The sequence below is a fragment of the Microbacterium sulfonylureivorans genome, from assembly GCF_003999995.1.
Lineage (GTDB): Bacteria > Actinomycetota > Actinomycetes > Actinomycetales > Microbacteriaceae > Microbacterium > Microbacterium sulfonylureivorans.
On record NZ_RJAD01000001.1, the window covers coordinates 1,581,717 to 1,603,132 of the forward strand.

At 71.3% G+C, this 21,416-nt stretch carries 17 protein-coding genes; 7 read left to right on the forward strand and 10 right to left on the reverse strand.

What is annotated here, in order from left to right; genetic code table 11:
* Positions 1 to 26 precede the first annotated feature (26 nt).
* Positions 27 to 1,817, reverse strand: a complete 1,791-nt coding sequence (locus tag EER34_RS06980; RefSeq protein WP_127473779.1) for a cation:proton antiporter — start codon at positions 1,815 to 1,817, stop codon at positions 27 to 29.
* Positions 1,818 to 1,820: 3 nt separating this feature from the next.
* Positions 1,821 to 2,831: a malate dehydrogenase gene (locus EER34_RS06985; protein ID WP_127473780.1), complete on the reverse strand. Its 1,011-nt coding sequence runs from the start codon at positions 2,829 to 2,831 to the stop codon at positions 1,821 to 1,823.
* Between the two features lie 65 nt (positions 2,832 to 2,896).
* Here EER34_RS06985 and ypfJ point away from each other — a divergent pair, with 65 nt between their 5' ends.
* From ypfJ to EER34_RS07000, 3 genes are all read left to right on the forward strand, one after another.
* Positions 2,897 to 3,766: a KPN_02809 family neutral zinc metallopeptidase gene (ypfJ, locus tag EER34_RS06990; RefSeq protein WP_127473781.1), complete on the forward strand. Its 870-nt coding sequence runs from the start codon at positions 2,897 to 2,899 to the stop codon at positions 3,764 to 3,766.
* On the forward strand, positions 3,763 to 4,836 hold the full coding sequence (gene pip / locus EER34_RS06995) for a prolyl aminopeptidase (protein WP_127473782.1): 1,074 nt from the start codon (positions 3,763 to 3,765) through the stop codon (positions 4,834 to 4,836). Before ypfJ ends, pip begins: the two co-directional genes overlap by 4 nt.
* A 182-nt stretch (positions 4,837 to 5,018) precedes the next feature.
* Positions 5,019 to 6,587 (forward strand): DEAD/DEAH box helicase, encoded by a 1,569-nt coding sequence (locus tag EER34_RS07000; protein WP_127473783.1) that lies wholly within the window; start codon positions 5,019 to 5,021, stop codon positions 6,585 to 6,587.
* A gap of 297 nt (positions 6,588 to 6,884) precedes the next feature.
* On the opposite strand, the gene EER34_RS07005 is transcribed toward EER34_RS07000, so the two are convergent.
* From EER34_RS07005 to EER34_RS07035, 7 genes are all read right to left on the reverse strand, one after another.
* The gene (locus EER34_RS07005) at positions 6,885 to 8,564 is read right to left on the reverse strand and encodes a GMC family oxidoreductase (protein ID WP_127473784.1); all 1,680 of its coding nucleotides are present in this window, start codon (positions 8,562 to 8,564) and stop codon (positions 6,885 to 6,887) included.
* A 94-nt stretch (positions 8,565 to 8,658) separates the two neighbouring features.
* Positions 8,659 to 10,455 (reverse strand): aldehyde dehydrogenase family protein, encoded by a 1,797-nt coding sequence (locus EER34_RS07010; RefSeq protein ID WP_127473785.1) that lies wholly within the window; start codon positions 10,453 to 10,455, stop codon positions 8,659 to 8,661.
* 56 nt (positions 10,456 to 10,511) lie between these two features.
* Positions 10,512 to 11,936, reverse strand: a complete 1,425-nt coding sequence (locus EER34_RS07015; protein WP_127473786.1) for an MFS transporter — start codon at positions 11,934 to 11,936, stop codon at positions 10,512 to 10,514.
* Between the two features lie 100 nt (positions 11,937 to 12,036).
* The gene (locus EER34_RS07020) at positions 12,037 to 13,302 is read right to left on the reverse strand and encodes a kynureninase (RefSeq protein ID WP_127473787.1); all 1,266 of its coding nucleotides are present in this window, start codon (positions 13,300 to 13,302) and stop codon (positions 12,037 to 12,039) included.
* Positions 13,289 to 14,263, reverse strand: a complete 975-nt coding sequence (locus tag EER34_RS07025) for an amidohydrolase family protein (RefSeq protein ID WP_127473788.1) — start codon at positions 14,261 to 14,263, stop codon at positions 13,289 to 13,291. The genes EER34_RS07020 and EER34_RS07025 overlap by 14 nt, the downstream gene beginning before the upstream one ends.
* A gap of 1 nt (position 14,264) precedes the next feature.
* Complete coding sequence (kynA, locus tag EER34_RS07030) at positions 14,265 to 15,125, reverse strand: tryptophan 2,3-dioxygenase (protein WP_240642164.1); 861 nt, start codon at positions 15,123 to 15,125, stop codon at positions 14,265 to 14,267.
* Positions 15,126 to 15,193: 68 nt separating this feature from the next.
* Positions 15,194 to 15,454 carry a glutaredoxin family protein gene (locus EER34_RS07035; RefSeq protein WP_127473789.1) on the reverse strand — a complete coding sequence of 87 codons (261 nt, stop codon included), beginning with the start codon at positions 15,452 to 15,454 and terminating at the stop codon, positions 15,194 to 15,196.
* A 219-nt stretch (positions 15,455 to 15,673) separates the two neighbouring features.
* Here EER34_RS07035 and EER34_RS07040 point away from each other — a divergent pair, with 219 nt between their 5' ends.
* Positions 15,674 to 16,819 carry a glycosyltransferase gene (locus EER34_RS07040; RefSeq protein WP_127474328.1) on the forward strand — a complete coding sequence of 382 codons (1,146 nt, stop codon included), beginning with the start codon at positions 15,674 to 15,676 and terminating at the stop codon, positions 16,817 to 16,819.
* A gap of 6 nt (positions 16,820 to 16,825) precedes the next feature.
* On the forward strand, positions 16,826 to 18,055 hold the full coding sequence (locus EER34_RS07045) for an acyltransferase family protein (protein ID WP_127473790.1): 1,230 nt from the start codon (positions 16,826 to 16,828) through the stop codon (positions 18,053 to 18,055).
* A gap of 5 nt (positions 18,056 to 18,060) precedes the next feature.
* On the opposite strand, the gene EER34_RS07050 is transcribed toward EER34_RS07045, so the two are convergent.
* Complete coding sequence (locus EER34_RS07050; protein WP_164743471.1) at positions 18,061 to 19,263, reverse strand: glycosyltransferase family 87 protein; 1,203 nt, start codon at positions 19,261 to 19,263, stop codon at positions 18,061 to 18,063.
* A gap of 174 nt (positions 19,264 to 19,437) precedes the next feature.
* On the opposite strand from EER34_RS07050, the gene EER34_RS07055 reads away from it, so the two are divergent.
* Both EER34_RS07055 and EER34_RS07060 read left to right on the forward strand, forming a co-directional pair.
* A complete protein-coding gene (locus EER34_RS07055) occupies positions 19,438 to 20,550 on the forward strand; it encodes a glycosyltransferase (protein ID WP_240642165.1) in 1,113 nt (370 codons plus the stop codon).
* Positions 20,543 to 21,391 carry a phosphatase PAP2 family protein gene (locus EER34_RS07060; protein WP_127473793.1) on the forward strand — a complete coding sequence of 283 codons (849 nt, stop codon included), beginning with the start codon at positions 20,543 to 20,545 and terminating at the stop codon, positions 21,389 to 21,391. Before EER34_RS07055 ends, EER34_RS07060 begins: the two co-directional genes overlap by 8 nt.
* The last annotated feature ends 25 nt before the right edge of the window (positions 21,392 to 21,416 follow it).

A 21,416-nucleotide genomic window follows, 5' to 3' on the forward strand; every position in this document is an offset into this window, starting at 1 on the left:
CTCTCCCGAAAACCTCGGCGCCCGCGTCAGTCCTGGTCGTCGAGGCGCAGCTCGAGGCTCAGCTGGTCGGCGTCGAGCTCGGCGAGGGCGTGGCGGAGCGCCGGCGTGCTGAACTCGCCGCCCGACGAGAGCTCGTTGAGCCGGCGACGCATGGCCTCGATGAGGACGAGCCGCAGTTCGAGGAAGTCGCGAGCCGTCGTGGTCGCGTCGTCGTCGGGCGGGTCGTACATCCGCGCGCTGACGGTGCCGAGGAGCTCGTCGGGGAACGGCTCGCCGTTGCGCCGCCTCAGCTTCGGATGGGCGATGGCAGCCACGGCGGCCTCGCGCAGCTCGTCGTCGAGGGCGGACTGCTCGGCGCGGTCGAGCTGGTTGTCTCCGGAGGTCTGGAGGCGCAGCATCCGCACGAGCCAGGGGAGGGTGAATCCCTGCAGCATGAGGCTGCCGATCGCCACCGCGAACGCCACGAAGATGAGCAGCTCGCGCTCGGGGGTGTCGCGGGGCAGCGTCTGCGCGGCGGCGAGGGTCACGACTCCGCGCATCCCCGCCCAGACGATCACCGCGCCGTGCTTCCAGCCGAGGGGTGACGCCTGGTAGTAGTTGAGGTCGCTCATCGCGCGCGCGACCCGCGTGCGCATCGAGGCGACTCGCCGCTGCGTGCGCGGGTCGTCGGGGGATGCCTCGCCGCGGCGATCGCGGCCGCGGCGTCGGCCGGTGAGCCGCGAGTCGATCACCGCGGCAGCCCCGCTGGCCATCTCGTCGATGCGCTCCCCGATCTGTTCGAGGCGCTGGCGCTGTCGTCCGCGCGCGCGGCGGCTCTGCAGCCAGACCAGCACGCTCACGTACGCGGCGCGGACCACGACGATGATCGCGAAGGCGCCCAGCGCGATGCCGATCCCCGTGCCGATGCCGCTGTGGTTCTCGATGTTTCCCTCGACGATCTGCTTGAGCTCGAGGCCCATCAGCAGGAAGACCGCGCCCTCGAGCATGAGCTCGATCGTGCGCCAGTTGTGCTCGTCCGACATCCGCTGTTCGGGCGTGAACCACCGAGCCGAGCCCTGGCCGGTGACGATGCCGGCGACGACCGCCGCGACGAGTCCCGAGCCGCCGAGGGCCTCTGTCGGCAGGTACGCCACGAAGGGGATGACGAAGCCGACCGCGGTGTTCGCCGCGGAGTGCCCGATCAGCGAGCGGAAGCGGAGGTTCAGGTAGCCGACGAGTCCACCCACGACGACGGCCACGATCACTCCCCACGCGAACGCCGGGAGGAAGCCGACGCCCACGCCGTCCTCGGCCGCGATGCCGGCCGTCGCGAGAGCCGCGGCCGCGACCATGGTCCGCAGCAGCACGAGGGCCGTCGCGTCGTTGAGCAGGCTCTCGCCCTCGAGCATGGTCACGACCCGCCGCGAGACGCCGAGGCGCTTGACGATCGATGTCGCGACGGCGTCGGTCGGGCTGAGGATCGCGCCCAGGGCGACCGCGATCGCGGGGTTCAGGCCGGGGATGACGAGCACGAAGAAGAACGCGAGCACGATGGAGCTGATGATCACGAGCAGGAACGACAGTCCGGCGATCGGACCGAAGTCGCGGCGGAACTCGATGGCCGGAAGCGCGACGGCCGCGGAGTAGAGCAACGGCGGCAGCACGCCCACGAGGATCCACTCGGGGTCGATCTCGGGGATGTCGATGAAGGGGAGCAGCCCGACCCCGACGCCGATCAGCACGAGCACCAGCGGACCGGCGACGTTGAGCTTCGGCGCGATCGCCGTGCCCAGCGCGATCACGACGACGGCCAGGATCGCGAGGACCAGGTACTCCATGGCCTACAGCACTCCGAGCGCCCGGACGGCGTCGCGCTCGGCCACCAGCTCGGCGACCGACGCGTCGAGGCGGGCGCGGGACCGGTCATCGAGCGCGAGACCCTCGACGATCCGGTAGCCGGCGCCGTCGGACGTGACCGGGAACGAGCAGACGAGGCCCTCGGGAACGTCGTACTCGCCGCGCGAGACGACAGCCGCCGAGGTGGTCGCGCCGCCTGTGCCGCGCTGCTCGTCGCGCACGTGCTCGATGGCCGCGTTGGCCGCCGAGGCGACCGACGACGAGCCGCGCACCTCGATGATCTCGGCCCCGCGCTTCGCGACGCGGGGGATGAACACGTCGTCGAGCCAGGCCAGGGCGGCGTCGTGCCCGCCCAGTCGCTCGGCGAGGGCCTCGACGACCGGTGCGCCGCCGACGGCCGCGTGCGCGACATCCGGAAACTGCGTCGCAGAGTGATTGCCCCAGATCGCCACCCCGCGCACGTCGCCGGGGTTGGCGTCGAGCGCCTCGGCGAGCTGTCCGACGGCCCGGTTGTGGTCGAGGCGGGTGAGCGCGGTGAAGCGGTCGGCGGGAACGCCGGCAGCGGATGCCGCGGCGATGAGCGCGTTCGTGTTCGCGGGGTTTCCCACCACGACCGCGCGCACGTCGTCTGCGGCGACCTCGCCGATCGCTGCGCCCTGCGGGCCGAAGATCCCGGCGTTGGCCGCGAGCAGGTCGGCCCGCTCCATCCCCGGTCCGCGGGGGCGTGCGCCGACGAGCATGGCGATGCCGCAGCCGTCGAAGGCCACACGAGGATCGTCGCTCAGCTCGACGCCGTGAAGCAGCGGGAACGCGCAGTCCTGCAGCTCGAGCGCGGCACCCTCGGCCGCGCGCATGCCCTGCGGGATCTCGAGCAGGCGCAGCCGGACCGGACGATCGGCGCCGAGCATGTCGCCGGCCGCGATGCGGAAGAGCAGGGCGTAGCCGATCTGCCCGCCGGCGCCGGTGATCGTCACGGTCGTGGGTGCGCTCGCCATGTTCCGAGCCTATTGCCGTGTCAAGGCTCCTCGCCGGGAATGGGTGCCGGGGGTACCGTGAGGCCATGACGTTCAACGACAACGCCAGCGTCGGGGGGAGCACCGCGCGGCGTCGGGGCGGCGGCGCGGCGCTCGCCGGGGGTGGCATCGCCGGCATCGGTGCGATCGCGGTGCTGTTGTTCCAGCTGTTCACGGGCACCGACCTCTCGGGTCTCCTCGGAGGCGGAGCGACGACGGGAAACGGCGACGAGTCGACGATCGAGCAGTGCCAGACCGGCGCCGACGCGAACGAGCGCGACGACTGCCGGCTCGCGGCCGGACAGGTCGTCCTCGACCAGTTCTGGGACAGCCAGGTGCAGGGCTACACCCCGCCCCAGCTGATCGTGGTCGACGGTGCCACCGGCACGCAGTGCGGCACCGCGTCGAATCAGACCGGTCCGTTCTACTGCCCGCCGGAGCAGACCGTGTACGTCGACCCGACGTTCTTCGCCCTGCTCCGGCAGCAGTTCGACGCGACCGCGGGTCCGCTCGCGCAGCTCTACGTGCTCGCCCACGAGTACGGGCACCACGTGCAGAACATCGCCGGGATCATCCAGGACCATCCGGACAACGGCACCGGTCCCGACAGCAACGGCGTGCGGCGTGAGCTGCAGGCGGACTGCTTCGCGGGCGCGTTCGTGGGCGACATGACGAACCAGGTCGACGAGAACGGCGTACCCTTCCTTGAAGCGCCGACCCCGCAGCAGATCGCCGACGCGATCAACGCCGCGCAGACGGTCGGCGACGACCACATCCAGCAGGAGTCCGGCGGCGTCGTGAATCCCGACAGCTGGACGCACGGCTCGAGCGCACAGCGGCAGCGGTGGTTCGAGAAGGGCATGCAGAGCGGTGTCAGCGCCTGCGAGACATTCGGCATTCCGGGGGGAAGCCTGTGAACGAACACCTCGACGACATCCTCTATCCGCCCATCGAGCCGCACGAGACCGGCGAGCTCATCGTGGGCGACGGCAACCGGGTCTACTGGGAGCAGAGCGGCAACCCCGACGGCAAGCCGGTCGTGTTCCTCCACGGCGGCCCGGGCGCGGGCACGTCGTCGTGGCATCGCCGGTACTTCGACCCCGAGCGCTACCGCATCGTGCTGTTCGACCAGCGGGGGTGCGGCCGCTCGACCCCTCACGCCAGCGAGCCGACCGCCGACCTGCGGCACAACACGACGTGGCACCTGGTGGCCGACATCGAGCTGCTGCGCCGCAACCTCGGCATCGCGCAGTGGCAGGTGTTCGGCGGATCGTGGGGCAGCGCCCTGGCGCTCGCATACGCACAGGCGCACCCCGAATCGGTGTCCGAGCTCGTGCTCCGCGGCATCTTCACCCTGCGCCGCCACGAGCTCGAGTGGTTCTACGAGGGCGGAGCCTCGGCGATCTTCCCCGACTTGTGGGAGGACTTCATCGCGCCCATCCCGGTGCTCGAGCGGTCGCGGATGATCGAGGCGTACCACCGCCGGCTCTTCGACCCCGACCCGGCGGTCCACACGCAGGCCGGGATCGCGTGGTCGCGCTGGGAGGCGTCGACCCTGACCCTCCTCCCCGACCCGGGGCTCGTCGACGACATGACGGAGCCGGCCGCGGCGACCGCGTTCGCGCGCATCGAGAACCACTACTTCATGCACGGCGGATGGTTCGAGGACGGCCAGCTCATCGCCGGCGTCGACGCGATCCGAGGCATCCCGGCGGTCATCGTGCAGGGCCGCTACGATGTCTGCACGCCGCCGATGACCGCGTGGGATCTGCATCGCGCGTGGCCGGAGGCCGAGTTCGTGATAGTTCCGGATGCCTCACACTCCGCGTCCGAGCCGGGGATCGCCGCCGCGCTGCGCGCCGCAACCGACCGGTTCGCGGCATCCGGCTCCGACACGGGCGAAGAGGACGAGCAGGAGTCCGCCGACGACACGGGGGACGAACCGGGCGAGGCGGTCGCCCAGGAAGCGGCGCCCCAGCCCTGGTAGGGTGGAAGCACTTGCAGCGCATCATGCGCTTCTTGCGTCGTAGAACGCTTCCCTCGCCGCCGTCTCCGGGCCATGCCCGACCAGATGCCGTCGGCTGAAAACTTTCGTACGGCGACCCGTGGGCGAGATACGCCACCGGCCACCGACCAGGGTGCGTATGCGCGCCCGGAGAAAACTCCTCAATGACTGACGTCTCCTTCAGCACGCTCGGCGTGCCCCAGCCCCTCGTCGCCGTCCTCGCGACCCAGGGCAAGACCACCGCGTTCCCGATCCAGGTCGACACGCTCCCCGACACGCTCGCAGGCCGCGACGTGCTCGGCCGCGGCAAGACCGGCTCGGGCAAGACCCTCGCCTTCTCGATCCCCATGGTCGCGCGCCTGGGCGGAAAGCTCGCCGGCGGCTCGCGCCGCAAGGGCCGCCCGCTCGGACTCGTGCTCGCCCCGACGCGCGAGCTGGCGACCCAGATCGACGCCGTCCTGGCGCCGCTCGCCAAGGCCTACGGCCTGACCACGACCACGATCTTCGGCGGCGTGAGCCAGAGCCGCCAGGTGCAGGCGCTCAACGCCGGCGTCGACATCGTCGTCGCCTGCCCTGGCCGCCTCGAAGACCTCATGAAGCAGGGCTACGCCCACCTCGACGCCGTCGAGATCACCGTCATCGACGAGGCCGACCACATGGCCGACCTCGGCTTCCTGCCGGTCGTGACCCGCATCCTCGGCGCGACGCCGTCGGGCGGTCAGCGCCTGCTCTTCAGCGCCACGCTCGACAACGGCGTGGACAAGCTCGTCAACCGCTTCCTGCAGAACGAGGTGCTCCATTCCGTCGACGAGGCGAACTCGCCCGTCGCCGCGATGACCCACCACGTCTTCACGATGAGCGACACCGACTCGAAGAAGGACGTCGTCACGGCGCTCGCCTCGGGCACCGGCCGCCGCATCCTGTTCATGCGCACGAAGCACCACGCCAAGAAGCTCGCGAAGCAGCTCACCGCCGACGGCATCCCCGCCGTCGACCTGCACGGCAACCTGTCGCAGCCGCAGCGCGACCGCAACCTCGCCGCGTTCTCGGCCGGCACCGCCAAGGTGCTCGTCGCGACCGACGTCGCCGCCCGCGGCGTGCACGTCGACGACGTCGAGCTGGTCATCCACGTCGATCCCCCCACCGAGCACAAGGCGTACCTGCACCGCTCGGGCCGCACGGCCCGCGCGGGGGCGGAGGGTGCCGTGGTCACCCTTGTGCTCCCGGGCCAGGACAAGGACGTCGCGCAGCTGCTGCGCAAGGCGGCCATCACGGTCACGCCCGTCCGCGTGACGGCGAAGTCGGCCGAGGTCGCCGCGCTCGTCGGCGAGGTCGCCGCGTACGTCAAGCCCGAGCCCGTCCAGCACCCCACCCGTGGCGGCGGGACGAGCCAGGGCGCCAACGCCCAGCGCAAGCGCGCCGCGCGCGAGGGCGGCGGCGGTCGTGGCAACGGCCAGCGCCGCGGATCGGATGCCTCGGCCTCCGGTCGTTCGCAGGGCCAGGGCGCGGGCCGCGGTCAGTCCGCAGGTCGCGGCCAGGCGTCGGATCGCGCGCAGGGCGGGCACCAGCGCGCCGACCAGAGCGCCGGGCACACCCGTTCGGCTCAGCCGGCGCAGGGCAACCCGCGCACGCCGAACCGTCGCGCTTCGGGCGGCGGCGCCGGCGGCGGCAAGCTGATGGTCGGCTCGGTCGTCCGTCAGAACGGCGGCAACCGGCGCGCCGGCGGTCGCTGACTCCGCACGTCTTCTCGAAGGGCAGGCCTCCCGCATCCGCGGGGCCTGCCCTTCGGCGTTCCCGCGCCCGGCGCGGCGTGGTCCGGGGTGCCGGGGGTCCGGGTGGCCCGGTCCCGGCCTGGCGGGGGTTTGGGGCGTGTTTCGGTCTTTGGGGCGGGTGTCGCACGCCCCGAATGACGTGGCGCGCCCCGAACCCGGGACGCGCCCCGAATGACGTGGTGCGCCCGGGACGCCCCGTATGACGTGGTGCGCCCCGAACCCGGTCTCACCGGGGACGTGTCGGGCGAACGGATCGGCTCAGCGACCTCGGATGAGGTCGGCGGCGACCTCGCCGATCACGATCGCGGGGGCGTTGGTGTGGCCGCGGATCACGGTGGGCATGACGGATGCGTCGGCCACGCGCAGACCTCGGACCCCGCGCACGCGGAGCTCGGGGTCGACGACGGAGGAGGCATCCGTCCCCATCCGGGCCGTGCCGACGGGGTGGTACAGCGTGTGCGAGTAGCGGCGCAGCGACAGCTCGGCGCGCTCGCCCGGGGTCATGGCTTCGCCGCCGTCGGGCTGGATCCAGCGACCCGTGGTCACGGCGCGCAGAGCGTCGGTGTCGATCAGGCGCTCGCACGCGGCGAGGCCTGCGAGCATCGTGGCCTCGTCGATCCCTTCGGGGTCGGTGAGGTAGCCCGGGTCGATCACGGCCTTCGCGGTCGGGTCCGCCGACGCCAGGCGGATCGTCCCGCGGCTGCGCGGCCGCAGCAGGATCGCGCCGAGCGTGATGCCCTCGCCGGGCGTCGGGATGAGCCCTTCGCCCACGTAGGGGACGGGGGCGAAGATGATCTCGATGTCGGGCAGGCCATCGGTCATGCCGGCGCGGTCGGCGACGTCGGTGCGCACGAACCCGCAGCCCTCGCCGACGTTGGAGGTGAGCATCCCGGTGCGCTTCGTGAGGTAGCGCACGAGCTGGGCCGGGCTCTCGGCGCCGAACAGCGTGCCGCCGTCGGCCTCGGGTGCGAGCCCCGCAACGAGGTGGTCCTGAAGGTTCGCCCCGACGTCGGGCGCGTCGACGAGGAGCGGGATGCCGTGCTCGGCGAGGTGCTCGGCGGGGCCGATGCCGCTCAGCATGAGCAGCTGCGGCGTGTTGATGGCGCCGCCCGAGAGGATCACCTCGCGCCGGGCGCGTGCGTGCCGGGTGACGCCGTCGATCTCGACGTAGACGCCGGTGGCAGCGGGAGCCTCGGCGGGCTCGGTGGCCGCACCCGAGCCGGCGAACGTCACCCGCCGCACCAGCGCCCCCGTGACCACCCGCAGGTTGCGGCGCTTCCGGGCGGGCCGGAGGTACGCGTCGGCGGTCGAGGCCCGCGCGCCGCGCTGCTGCGACACCATCGTCTGGCTGAAACCCTGACCCTCGGCGAGGTTGGGGGCGGTGACCGGATGCCCGACCTCACGCGCCGCGGCGAGGAACGCCGCGGTATGCGGCCTCGGGTCGCGCTGGTGCTCGACGGACTGCGGGCCGTCCGACCCCTGAGTCGCGTCGGCCGGATCCTGCGTGCGCTCGACGCGGCGGAAGTAGGGCACCAGCGAGTCCCACGACCAGGCCGGGCCCGCGGCATCCGCCCACTCGTCGTAGTCGGCGGCGAAGCCGCGCACCCACATCATCGCGTTGAGCGACGACGAGCCCCCCAGCGTCTTGCCCCGGGGCCAGAAGATCGTGCGCCCCTCGAGCTTCTCCTGGGGGACGGTGTCGTAGCTCCAGTCGTACGGACCGCGGAACAGCTTCGAGAACGCGGCCGGCACGTGCAGCTCGAGCGCCGTGTCGGGCGCGCCCGCCTCGAGCAGCAGCACCGAGACCGAGGGGTCCTCGCTGAGGCGCGCAGCGAGGGCGGCTCCGGCCGATCCTGCTCCGACGACGATATAGTCCGCTGTCAGCTCCGTCGCCCCGCGTGTGCCTCGGGGTGCGGCGCCCCGCCCTCGCCGGGTCATGCGTGTCCCACTTCGTCTTCGATCATGTCCCGGTTTGAACCGCTCTGCGCCTCGGATAGCGGGGCAAAGTGGGACATGAGCGGGGGGCTGGTGGTCATGCGCGGAACGCCTGCACGAGCGTCGCCGCGAGCTTGGCGTAGTTGCCGTCCATGCGGAAGCGCGTGAAGCCCTCGCTCACGGCCGCGCCGGTGCGCGACGTCACGAACCACGGCGGCTTCGGCAGCACAGAGAACGACCGCCCCTTCGATGCGCCCAGCGCACGCGGCGCCGCCGAGCGCGGGAACGGCCGGAACGGGCCACGGGTCACCGACCGCTCGATGCGATCGAGGAGGAGGCCGTTGTGCACGACCCCGATGCCGCTCTCGACGTTCTGCAGCGTCGCGCCGGGGAATCCGCCCCAGGGGAGCGTCGGGGTGAGGAATCCGAAGGCCGTCCACGAGTTGATCGACACCGTGCCGTACCGGAGGTCGGCCATCGCCTGTTCGAAGCCGTCGCCGAGCGCGGCCTGGGTGAGCGGATCGATGATGACGTTGGCGCCGAGGGTGCCCACGAGCCGGTCGTTCGCGTGGGCGACGGCGCCGTCGAGGAACTCCTGCCCGTTGCCGGGCAGCGCCACGACCCCGAGCACGGGGGCGAAGTACTCCGTCGTCTCGAGCGCCGTGGCGTCACCGCCCGCCTCGACCTCCACGAGCATGCGTGTGCCGTCGCCGCACCGCTCCGCGGCGGGGTAGTCGGATGCCGCGGCCGCGAGCTTCGCGTCGGACCGGGGATACCAGACCGGCCGTGCCGGGGCCGCGTCGAGCGCCGTGCGCAGCGCGTCGAGGAAGGCCTCCCGCTGCGGCCACTCGGCACTGAGGAGCACGACCTGGCCGGCGATGCAGTTGTGGCCGGAGTTGTAGAGCCGCATCGTCGCGACGTGCTCGGCCTGGAAGGCGAGATCGGCATCGCTCCACTCGCCCGGTACGACGATGATCGGCGAGACGCCGCCGAGCTCGGCGGTGATCGGCTTCTTGAGCTTCGGGCGGTCTTCGCGCCTGCGACGCGCGGTGGCCGCCGCACCCGAGCCCGTGGGGGGACCCCAGACGATCGCGTCGAACGTGGGGGCAGCCCCGGTGATGTGCACGTGCGCGATGCCGCGGTGCTCGGCGAGGTAGCCGCCGACATCTCCGCCTCCTCGGACGATTCGCAGGAACCCGGGCTCGATGAGCGGGGCGAGCGCGCGCTCGTACACGGGCACGAGGGCGTCCTGAGTCGGGTTCACCTTCAGGATCGCGACGCGGTTGTGCGCGAGCAGCTCGTACATCACGTCGAGCACCGGGATCGAGGTGACGTTGCCCGCGCCGAGCACGAGCCCGACACCGCCGGCCTCGGTCGGGGTCAGCTGTGCGAGGCCGGCCCCGCGGCGCGCCTCGGCGTCGGTCACGCCCGGCTCGAACCACACCTCGCCGGTGTAGCCCGACAGCAGCATTCCGTCGACGGGCGTGAGCGGGAAGACGTGGGCGCGCACGCGGTCGCCGGGTGCGGCATCCGTCTTCACGCCCTTCAACGGGCTCTCGCCCTTCGCGAGCGCCGCCAGCGTCGAGCGGTAGGAGTCGAGCGCGACGAGGGTCGCGTACGGTCCTGACAGCCACTCCTCGCCGCGGAGCGGATGCCCCGGCTCGATCCCCTTCGACGTCGAGGCGACGTCTGCCCACTCCTCCGCCACGGCGGCCACGGACGCGCGGATGCGATCGAGCAGACGCGCTCGCTGGTCGAGCGTGAGGTGGCTCCACGTGCGGGCGCCCACGTCGAGGTCGGCGATCGCGATGTCGAGCGGGCCGCTCACCTCTTCGGGGAGGGCGGGCGCCTTCGCGCGAGCAGGGGCGGCGGTTGCCGGGGCGGCCTTGGGCACGGGCGCTCTCCTTCGGGCGGGGTTCTCAGTGTACGTCGCTCGCCTGGAACGCGATCTCAGGCAGGCTGCGACTCGATGTCGCGGCGACGCAGCGGATAGCGGGCGAGGCCGACGAGGCTCAGTGCGATGAGCACGGCCGGAGCCAGGCTGAAGCTGACGACGATGCCGGTGACCGCGGCATCCGGCTGCACCACCGTCTGATCCGCCGTCGACGAGATGTAGCCGGTGACCGCGAGGATGATCGACAGCGCGGTCGCGCCCAGCGCGAAGCCCACGGTCTCGCCCGCGGTCCACACCCCGCTGAACGACCCGGCGCGTCCAGCGCCGTGCGTGCGCTCATCGTGCGAGATCACGTCGGGGAGCATCGCCATCGGGAGCGACTGCATGCCCGCGTACGCGATGCCCGCGATGCCGACCGGTACGTAGATCCAGTCGCCGGGGGCCCACAGCACGCCCAGGATCGACAGCGCCGCGGCCCCGAAGACGGTGCTCGCGATGGTGAACGACCGCTCCTTGCCGATGCGCCGCGCGAGCACGCCCCACGCCGGCGCCGCGAACAGCGCGGGGGCGATGAGGGCGACGAAGAGCAGCTCGACGGCCGCCTCGGAGTGCAGCACCCACGTGGCGACGTACTGCGCTCCGGCGAGCATGAGCCCGGTCGCGAGCGATTGCAGGACGAAGGTCGACAGCAGCGTGCGGAACGGCCGGCTCCGCCGGAGGGCGCGGATGCCGTCGGCGTAGTGCTCGCGCAGGCTCGCGCGCGCGGCGGCCGGCAGGGGCGCGTCCGTCGTGGCGCCGAGGGTCGTCGGCGTGACCGGCCGACGGGCGACCGTCGTCGCGACGAGCATGCCGAGGCCGATCACGAGGCCGGCGACGATGCCCATCACGAGGTAGCCGGCCACGGGGTCGTCGGCCGCGCGACGCAGCGCCGGGCCCCCCGCTCCGAACAGGAGGATCGCCAGCGTCAGCACCACCACGCGCCACGTGAGCAGACGCGTCCGCTCGTCGTAGTCCGGGGTCAGCTCTGCCGGGAGCGCGATGTAGGGCACCTGGAACAGGCTGAACGCGGTGGCCGTCAGGGTGAAGGCCAGGAACACCCACAGGGCTGCGACCGCGGGTCCGAGCGCGGGCGGCACGGCGAAGGTCAGGGCGAACAGCACCGGGATGCTGAACGCGCCGATGAGCATCAGCCGTCGCCGCGTGCCGTGCCGGGCGAGATCGCGGTCGGTCAGGGCTCCGATGATCGGGTCGACGATGACGTCCCAGACCTTCGCGAGCGTGATGACGACGCCCGCCGCGAGCGCGGCGACGCCGAGCGAGTCGGTCAGGTAGTACGTCAGGACGAGGCCGGGCAGCGTCGCGAACCCGCCCGTGCCGATCGATCCGATGGCATAGCGGGCGATGGTGCCCTTGCTCAGGCGGTCGTGGGGGGCGCGGGAGGCTGCCTCGGCCGCGCCGGCGTCGGGAGCGTCGGTGCTCATCGCGCCAGTGTAGGTCAGCTGCTCACGACCGCCGCGCCGCTGTGCACAACGCCTCCGACCCGGGGACCCACCGACCGGCGTCGGCGCCGTGGCGAGCGCGTCAGGCGAGGTCGGCCACGGCGGCCCGCACGGCCCGCATCCCGGCGAGCGTCTCGGCGAAGCTGGTCGAGAGAGGCGACAGCCCGATGCGGAGTCCGTCGGGGTCGCGGTAGTCGGGGATGACGTCCTCGGACCAGAGCCGCGCCGTGACCGCCCGCATCGCCGGATGCGACAGCGTGACGTGCCCGCCGCGCGCTCCCGCGTCGCGCGGGGAGGCCACCGTCACGCCCAGCGGCGCGAGCAGCTCATCGGCCGCGTGAACCGCGAAGCCGGTGAGGGCGACGGACTTGGCGCGGATGGCATCGATTCCGGCGTCCTCGATCAGGGCCAGCGTGTCCTGCATCGCGATCATGCCGACGATCGGCGGAGTGCCGGAGAGGAAGCGTCGCATGCCCTCGGCCGGGCGGTACTCGGGGCCCATCGCGAACACGTCGGCCGTGCCCATCCACCCCTGGATCGGCTGCGCCAGCGCATCCTGGTGCCGGGTCGCGACGTAGGCGAAGGCGGGCGAGCCCGGCCCGCCGTTGAGGTACTTGTACGTGCATCCCACGGCGAGGTCGAAGCCCCACTCGTCCGCGAGCACCGGCACGGAGCCCGCGGAGTGGCAGAGGTCCCAGACGACGAGCGCGCCGGCGTCGTGCGCGATCGCGGTGAAGGCCGCGGCATCGGCCAGATAGCCGGAGCGGTACGCGACGTGGCTGAGCAGCACGACCGCCGTCGCCGGGCCCACCGCCGCACGCAGGCTGTCTTCGGTCACTCCGGCGTCGAGATCGACGTCGATCCAGCGCACGACCCCGCCCCGCTCGCGGGCGATGCCGTCGACCAGGTAGCGGTCGGTGGGGAAGTTGTCGCGGTCGACGACGATCTCGACCCGCGCCGGATCGGCCGCGTTCCGGGCGTCGAACGCCGCACGCACGAGCTTGTACAGCAGCACCGTGGTCGAGTCGCCGACGACCGTCTGCCCCGGTGCGGCGCCGATCACCGCACGTCCGATGGTGTCGCCGATCGTGAAGGGCAGCTGCATCCACGACTCGTCCCACCCGCGGATGAGGCGCCCGCCCCACTCGTCGCGCGCGAAGGCGGCCAGTCGCTCGACGCTCGCCCGCGGCGGGCGCCCGAGCGAATTGCCGTCGAAGTACACGAGCGACGTCTCGGCCCCCACGAACGCGTCGCGGTGGTGCCGCAGCGGATCGGCCGCGTCGAGGGCGGATGCCTCGGCCTCGAGGTCGGCCGCCGTCGGCGGTGCCGTGGGTTCAGTGGTCGTCATGGATGAGCTCCTCGGAGGGGACGACGGTCGCCCGCCCGAGCCACGCGACGACATCGTCGAGCGAGATCGGGGGCGGACCGGGGATGAAGGTCGAGACGCCGGCGGGCACGTCGGCCGGCCACGGGTCGCAGAGCGCCTCGACGAGCGCCTCGCCGTGCACTCCGGCGCGGCCGAGCAGGGCGACCTCGTCGACGAGCACTCCGAAGCGGCGTTCGCCGTTGCCGAGGTCGGTGCCGTACAGGGCGGTGCCGCCGGCGGCGACGAACGCCTCGAGGTTCGCGAGCGCGTTCGCCGCAGCGGCCGGGTCGTCATGGATGCCGAGGGTGGAGATCCACCGCTGTCCCGCTGCGGCCGCCCGGCCGATCAGGTCGTCGTCGAGCACCTCGGTGAACGGCGTGTGCGCGAGCGCGTCGACGCCGGCATCGAGCGCCAGCTGCGTCATCCCCTCGCCCTCCACGTGCGCCACGACCGGCAGCCCGTGCCTGTGGGCGGCGACCACGATCGCCTCGAGCGTCGCCGCATCGAACACCGGGCCGACCGTCGAGTTCAGCGACGCCTTGATGACGGATGCCCCGAACGAGGCCTGCTCGTCGACCGCGGTCGCCGCGCCCCCGGCGATCCCGGGGCGCGCCGACGGGTCAGCGACGAGTCGAACGATCTCGTCGGGCGCCCACGGCCGACCGGAGGGGTAACCTCCCGGGACGGTGAGGAACGCGCCGGCGTAGGCGACACGCGGCATGCCGCCGCCGCTGCGCCGGGCGAAGCCGATGGGATCGCCGCCGAGGTCGAGCACGCCGGCGATCCCGCCCTGCGGGAGCGCATGCTCGTCGATCAGGTGCACATGGACGTGGTGGTCGATCAGCGGCGGCAGAGAGACGCCGCTCTCGCCCGAGATGGCGCGCCGACACAGCGCGGCCGAAGGCCCGAGCAGCGCCCGCAGCGCGAAGGGATCCGCATGCATGTCAGCGCCCGATCTCGGTCCTGACGGCGAACAGCTCGGGGAAGAACGTGAGCTGCAGCGCCCGCTGCAGGAAGGGCACGCCGCTGGAGCCGCCCGTGCCGGTCTTGAACCCGATGATCCGCTCGACCGTCTTGAGATGGCGGAAGCGCCACAGCTGGAAGTTGTCCTCCAGGTCGACGAGCTCCTCGCAGGTCTCGTACGCCGCCCAGTGCGACTGCGGGTCGGCGTAGATGTCGGCGAACAGCGGCACCAGCTCGGGGGCGAACGTCCATGCCTCGGTGACGTCGCGCTCGAGGATCGCCTCGGGGATCGGATATCCCGAGCGCGCCAGCATCCGCAGGAATTCGTCGTAGAGGCTCGGCGCCTCGAGTGCCGACCGCACCAGCTCCTGCGCCGTCGGGTCGGCCTCGAACACGCGCATCATCGCGGCATTCTTGTTGCCGAGGGTGAACTCGACCGCGCGGTACTGCGCCGACTGGAACCCGCTGGCGTTGCCCAGCACGCCGCGGAACTGCGCGTACTCGGCGGGGGTCAGCGTCGCGAGGACGGACCACTGCTCGGTCAGCGTCTTCTGGATGTGCTTGACGCGGGCGATGCACTTGAGCGCGGGGGCGAGCTGGTCTTCGCGCAGGAGCCGGCAGGCGGCGGACAGCTCGTGCAGCACCAGCTTCAGCCACAGCTCCGTGGTCTGGTGCTGGATGATGAACAGCAGCTCGTCGTGATGCTCGGGATCGCTCAGCGGTCGCTGGGCCGCCAGCAGGGTGCCGAGGTCGAGATAGCCCCCGTAGCTCATGCGATCGGCGAAGTCGGTGACGACCGTGCCCTCGATCGCCCGGGTATTGCGTTCGACGCCTTCGCTCACGCAGTCAGCCTATGCGAGCGGATGCCTCGGACGTCAGGCCGCAGAGCGGCCGGAGTCCGGGGCGGTCGTCAGATGAGCTCGAGCTCGCGGAGCTTGGCCTCGACGTCGTCGTTCGACGGCTCGACGTGGTGCGAGGCATCCGGGTAGACGACGACGGGGATGTTGGTGCGCCCCGAGATCTCGCGGGCCACATCCGCGGCCGACGGGTCCTGGACCAGGTCGACGTACGTGTAGGTGATGCCGAGCGAGTCGAGCTGACGCTTGGTGCGGACGCAGTCGCGGCACCAGTCGGCGCCGAACATCGTGATCGTCGAGGGGGAGGAGGTCATCCCTCCATTCTCGCGGATGGATGCTGGGTGGGAGGTGGATGCCGCGGTCATCACGCGGCGGGCCGGCGCGGCACGCAGATGCACCGGCAGCGTCAGCCTCCGACCGGCCGCCTCAGGATTCGCTTCGCTCCGGGCAAGGGTGCTATCTCACCGATGAGGTGTTATGTCACCATGGTCACCTGGGGTAGGCAGGACATACAGGGGAGAACGGGGACGCTCATCGACGTCTCGATCATCGTGCCGACGTACAACGAGGCTCCGAACGTCGCGGAGCTCGTCCGTCGCGCGTCCGCCGCGCTCGAGGGCCGGCGCGCGGAGATCATCTTCGTCGACGACAGCACCGACGACACCCCCGACGTCATCCGCGAGGTCACGAAGTCGGCCGTGCTCCCCGTCCGGCTGATCCATCGTGATGAGAAGATCGGCGGCCTCGGCGGTGCGGTGGTGGAGGGCATGCGCGCGGCGGAGTCGGACGCCTGCCTCGTCATGGACGGGGATCTGCAGCATCCGCCCGAGAAGATCCCCGAGCTGCTCGACCGGTTCGCCCGCTCGGACGTCGACATCGTGGTCGCCTCGCGCTACGTCGGCGGCGGGACCGCGCACGGTCTCGCCGACCGCACGCGCGTTCTGGTCTCGAAGGTGTCCACGGCCGTCACCAAGGCGATGTTCCCGGTGAAGCTCAGAGACGTCACCGACCCGATGACGGGCTTCTTCCTCGTCGACCGACGGACGATCGATCTCGAGACGCTCAAGCCCCGCGGGTTCAAGATCCTGCTCGAGATCCTCGCGCGCAAGGTCTTCCGAGTCGCCGAGGTGCCGTTCGACTTCGGCGATCGGCACGCCGGAGAGTCCAAGGCCTCCTTCCTGCAGGGCATGCACTTCCTCGCGCAGCTCGCCGCACTTCGATTCGGCAAGATGTCGCTGTTCGCAGTCGTGGGCGGCTTCGGGGCGGTCGCGAACATCCTGATCGTGTGGGCGCTCACCGCGGTCGGCGTGAACTACATCGTCGCCGCGGTGATCGCGGCCGAAGTGACGATCATCGGCAACTTCCTGCTGATCGAGCACTTCGTCTTCCACGACATGCGCCACGCGGCATCCGGCGTCTGGTCGCGGTTCGCGAAGTCGTTCGCCTTCAACAATGCCGAGGCGGTGATCCGCATCCCCATCGTGGCGTTGATGGTCAGCTCCGGACACATCTCCGCGGTGCTGGCCACGGCGATCACCCTGGTCGTGGCGTTCTTCGTGAGATTCGTCTTCCACTCGCTCGTCGTCTACGCGCCCAGGAAGGCGGGAGCGCACACGTCCGCCGTGCGCGAGGTGCTGGAGGAGATCGACGAGCAGGCGATGCAGCCGGGCGAGATCTAGGCCGCGATGACCGCCGAGGCACAGCCGTCGAGGGCCGCGCAGGGGCAGTCGGACGTCCACGCCGGCGTGCGACCTGAGATCCAGGCACTCCGTGCCGTCGCCGTCACGCTGGTCCTGCTGTTCCACCTCTGGGAATCGCGGGTGCCGAGCGGCTACATCGGGGTCGACGTCTTCTTCGTGATCTCGGGGTTCCTCATCACGGCTCAGCTCCTTCGCGAGGTCGAGCGCACCGGCACGATCCGTCTGCTGGACTTCTGGGCGCGGCGCATCCGGAGGCTGCTCCCCGCAGCGTTCGTGGTCATCATCGTCACGATGCTCGCCGTCGTGATCGTGCTCCCGAGTTCGATGTGGGCGCCCAGCCTCATCGAGGCGGCGGCGAGCGCACTGTACGTCGAGAACTGGGCGTCGCTCGCCCGCCATCTGGGCTTCTTGCCGTGGGTCGACTACCCGCTCCCGGTCGAGCACTTCTGGACCCTGGCCGTCGAGGAGCAGTTCTACCTCATCTGGCCGCTGCTGATCCTCGCCGCCCTCGGCATCGGGGCGGCTCTCGGCGGGAAGCGGTCGACGCGACACGGTCGCTTGCAGATCATCGCGATCATGCTGGTGTGCGCGCTCGCGTTGTCGTTCCTCTACTCCCTGTGGCTCACTCTGCAGCACCCGCTGCACGCCGCGCGTTCCACTCCGTCGGTGGTGTGGGAGTTCGCCGTCGGCGGCCTGCTCGCGTTCGTGCCGCGTCTGCCCGATCTGCCGGTGTCGGAGCGAGCCCGGGCCGCGCTGCACTACGCGGCCTCATGGGGTGGCCTCGCTCTCATCGTGGGTGCGGCCGTGGTGCCCCACCTGTTCCTGCACCCCGCTCCGGGCGCCGTCGCTCCCGTCGTCGGTGCCGCGCTCGTGATCTGGGGTGAGACGCGCCGGTCCTGGCTCAGCCCCACTCGCTACGGCGCCCTTCCGCCTGTTCAATTCGTCGGCGACGTGTCGTACGGGATCTACCTGTGGCACCAGCCGATCTACGTCATCCTGCTCCTGAGCACGGGGGAGAACGTCCGCTCCGTCGGAGCGCTCGCCGTCGTCGCGGCGTCGATCCTCCTCGGCTGGCTCTCGAAGCGGTACATCGAGGACCCGTTCCGCACCTCCGCGTTCTGGAAGCCCCTGCCCCGGACGTATGGATTCGCGATCGGCGGGATGCTGCTGATCTCTGCGCTTGCGAGCGTCGGCGTCCTGCTCGCCGGCAGCTGATCGGACTACGCCGGGACCGCCTCGCGGACGACGACGGCGCGATCCGCGTCGCGCCGCGCCGAGAGCACGACGGAGAGCGTGAGGGCGACCAGCGACGAGCCGACCACGGCGATGTACTGCGGGGTGCTCTCGCCGAACTGATTGTCGAGCGGCGGCAACCGGAAGACGATGACCCACCACACCGCCATCACGGCCACGGCGATGAGCGACTCGAGTCGGCGAGTGCCCTTGAGGGCGTGCGCCACCCAGGTCCACAGCAGGGGGAGTGCGAGCACGAAGTACCAGAGGTGGCAGACCGGGATCAGCAGGACGACGGCGGTCGCGATGTTCCACATCGACAGCGCATCGTCGCCGGGGCGCCGCAGGGTGATCACGATGAGGGCGACGATGAATGCCGCGAGCGTCCACGAGACGATCGTGCCGACGATCGGAGCCACGAACAGCGGCTCCAGGGCGGCCGACTGGGTGAAGAGGTGCCGGCCGGCGCCCCACACGGAGTAGGCGACGAGGTCCTGCTCGCTCAGCACGAGCGTACGGTCGATCCACTCCGAGAACATCTGCGGGCCGTGGATCACCAGGGCCAGCAGGAGGAACGCCGCGCCGGTGCCGACCGTCGCCGCGATGAGGCGTCCGCGCTGCTGCACACCGCGGCGGAACATCCACAGTCCGAGGCCGACCGGCCAGCTCTTGATGATCGCGCCGAAGGCGAGTGAGACACCGCTCGCGATCTGGCGATTGCGCGAGGCGAAGAACACGGCGAGCGCCGCCACCAGGGGGAGGAACGTGTCCGTCTGCCCCAGCCAGAGGTCGAGGGAGAGCAGCGCGCTGTACAGGGCGGTGACGATCCCCACTCCCGCGAGCACCGGGCGCTGCCACCACGAGAGGGCGCGCCAGAACGTCGCGGTGACGGCGGCCACAGCGCCCCACAGTGCCGCGATCGACGCGGCGGTCCATGGGCCGACGGCGGCGTCGAAGTCCGGGAACGGAAGCAGCAGCCACGCGACGAGCGGCGAGTAGACGTACCCGAACTCCGTGTAGGGGCTGCGGCCGTTGCGGATGTGCTCGGCGGCCGCCACGAAGGTGCGCAGGTCGGTGCCGATGTCGCTGCCGACGGCATCCCGGAAGCGCTGGATGCTCAGCATCACGCCGATCGCGACGACGACGATCCACGCCGCGACGGTGAGAGCGCGCCTCGTGTTGGTTCCCATGATGCGGCGCTCCCCATTGCCGTTCCGCGGCCGGTCGATCGACCGGTGGCAGAAGAATAGCCGACGCGATGCGCATCTCCTCGACAGGCCGATATCCTGACCGAGGACCGGCCTGGGGCTTGCCGGCCGACGAGCCGTACTGCTTCGGTACGCATTCGTGGAAAGGGTGGCCACGTGACCGTCGCTCTCGCGCACGACTATGTGACGCAGCGCGGTGGCGCGGAGCGGGTGGCACTCGCCATGACGCGCGCGTTCCCGGGCGCTGCGCTGCATACCACCCTCTACGATCCCGCCGGGACGTTCCCCGAATTCGCAGCCGTGGACATCCGCACGATGCCGATCAACAGGTGGGGACTCCTGCGGCGTCACCATCGGCTGGCTCTGCCGTTCCTCGCGAAGGCGGTGTCAGCCCACCGCGTCGACGCCGATGTGCTTCTCGCGAGCTCGAGCGGCTGGGCGCACGGCATCCCCGTCACCGGACGGAAGATCGTGTACTGCCACGCCCCGGCACGCTGGCTCTATCAGTCCGACCGCTATGCGGGCGCCCAGGACGCCGGGATGCGGGCCCGAGCCGTCGGCGCAGCCATCCGCGTGCTCGGACCGGGACTGCGGGACTGGGATCAGGCCGCGGCGCGGAGCGCCGATCGCTACCTCGTTAACTCGACGGTCGTACAGGCGGCGGTGCGCGACGTCTACGGCATCGAGGCGGAGGTGCTCGCTCCGCCACCGGCCCCGATTGCCGCCGAGGGCGCGGTCGAGCCGGTCGAACAGGTGACGGCGCCCTTCCTGCTGTGCGTGGCTCGACTGCTCCCCTACAAGAACGTCGACGTCGTGATCGAGGCGGTGACGGCCGTCGGAGGAGTGGAGCTGGTCATCGTCGGCGACGGTCCCGAGCGGAATAGGCTCGCAGAGCTCGCCCGGAGATCCGGCCGCACTCATCTCCTCGGGCGGGTGTCGGACGCCCAGTTGAAGTGGCTCTATGCCCACAGCGCGGGACTCGTCGCGGCGTCCTATGAGGACTTCGGTCTGTCCCCGCTCGAAGCGGGCTCCTTCGGCAAGCCGACGGCGGCGCTGCGCGACGGCGGGTACCTCGACACGGTGATCGAGAACACGAACGGGGTCTTCTTCGACTCGGCGGACGCGGCGGCGATCTCCGCCGCCGTCGAGCGGATGCTGCGTGCCAGGTGGTCGGAACGGGCGATCCGAAAGCACGCAGCGGGGTTCTCCGAAGAGCGGTTCGCTGCGCGACTGGCAGCGGTCGTCGCCGAGGAGGCCGCACGTGTCTGAGTCCGCTCGGCGCGCTCGCAACCTCGCGATCCTGAGTGCGGCGTTCCTCGGGGGATTCGTCGCGCTCTACTTCGCGGCGGTCCGCACTCCCGACGGGCAGCTCATCGACGCCGCCTCGCTGGGCGTGCTCGGGTGGCTCCGCGGCGACGCCTGGCTCGCGTTCTACGACGGACGAGACATCGTCCTCTACGGGGTGCTGGTCGGCGCTCTCGTCGCCGCCCTCACGGTCATGCTCGAGCGGCGCTGGAAGCCTGTCATCTACTCCGGACTGCTCGTCGGGATCGTGGCCGTCGCATCCATTGCGCTCAAAGAGCTTCTGCCGAGGCCGTACCTCGGCGACTTCGCGTACGTGGAGAACACATTCCCGAGTGGCCACACGGCGATCACCCTCGCGGCGTCGATCGCGATCATCTGGTGCGGCCCGCGTTGGTTCTCGCCCGTGCTCGTGTTCCTGCTCGGCGCTCTCGTCTCCTTCGTCGCCCTCGCGTCGGTGCTCTCCTCCGCGCATCGGGCGAGCGACTCGCTGGCCGGCGCCCTGCTGACCGGCGCTGTCTCCTTCGCGCTCGCCGCCCTTGCCAGGGCCACCCTTCCGGTCACCTCGCGATTGCGAAGGGGAACGGTCATCGGCGCCGTGATCGCGGTGGCGATCGGCCTCGTCTACCTTCTCGCGAGCCTCGGACTCTTCGGCGCCGGCGATCATCCCACGCAGCTGGGGCTCGCGGTCGTGCTCACCACGCTCGGCATCGTCGTCTTCGTCATCGCGGTGCACCGCCCGTTTCTTCCGGCGAATCCGGTGAGACCGATCGCGCCTGGCAGTGCTGGGCGGCAAGAAGGCCTGTAACCTGGATCAGGTGTCCCGGTCCACG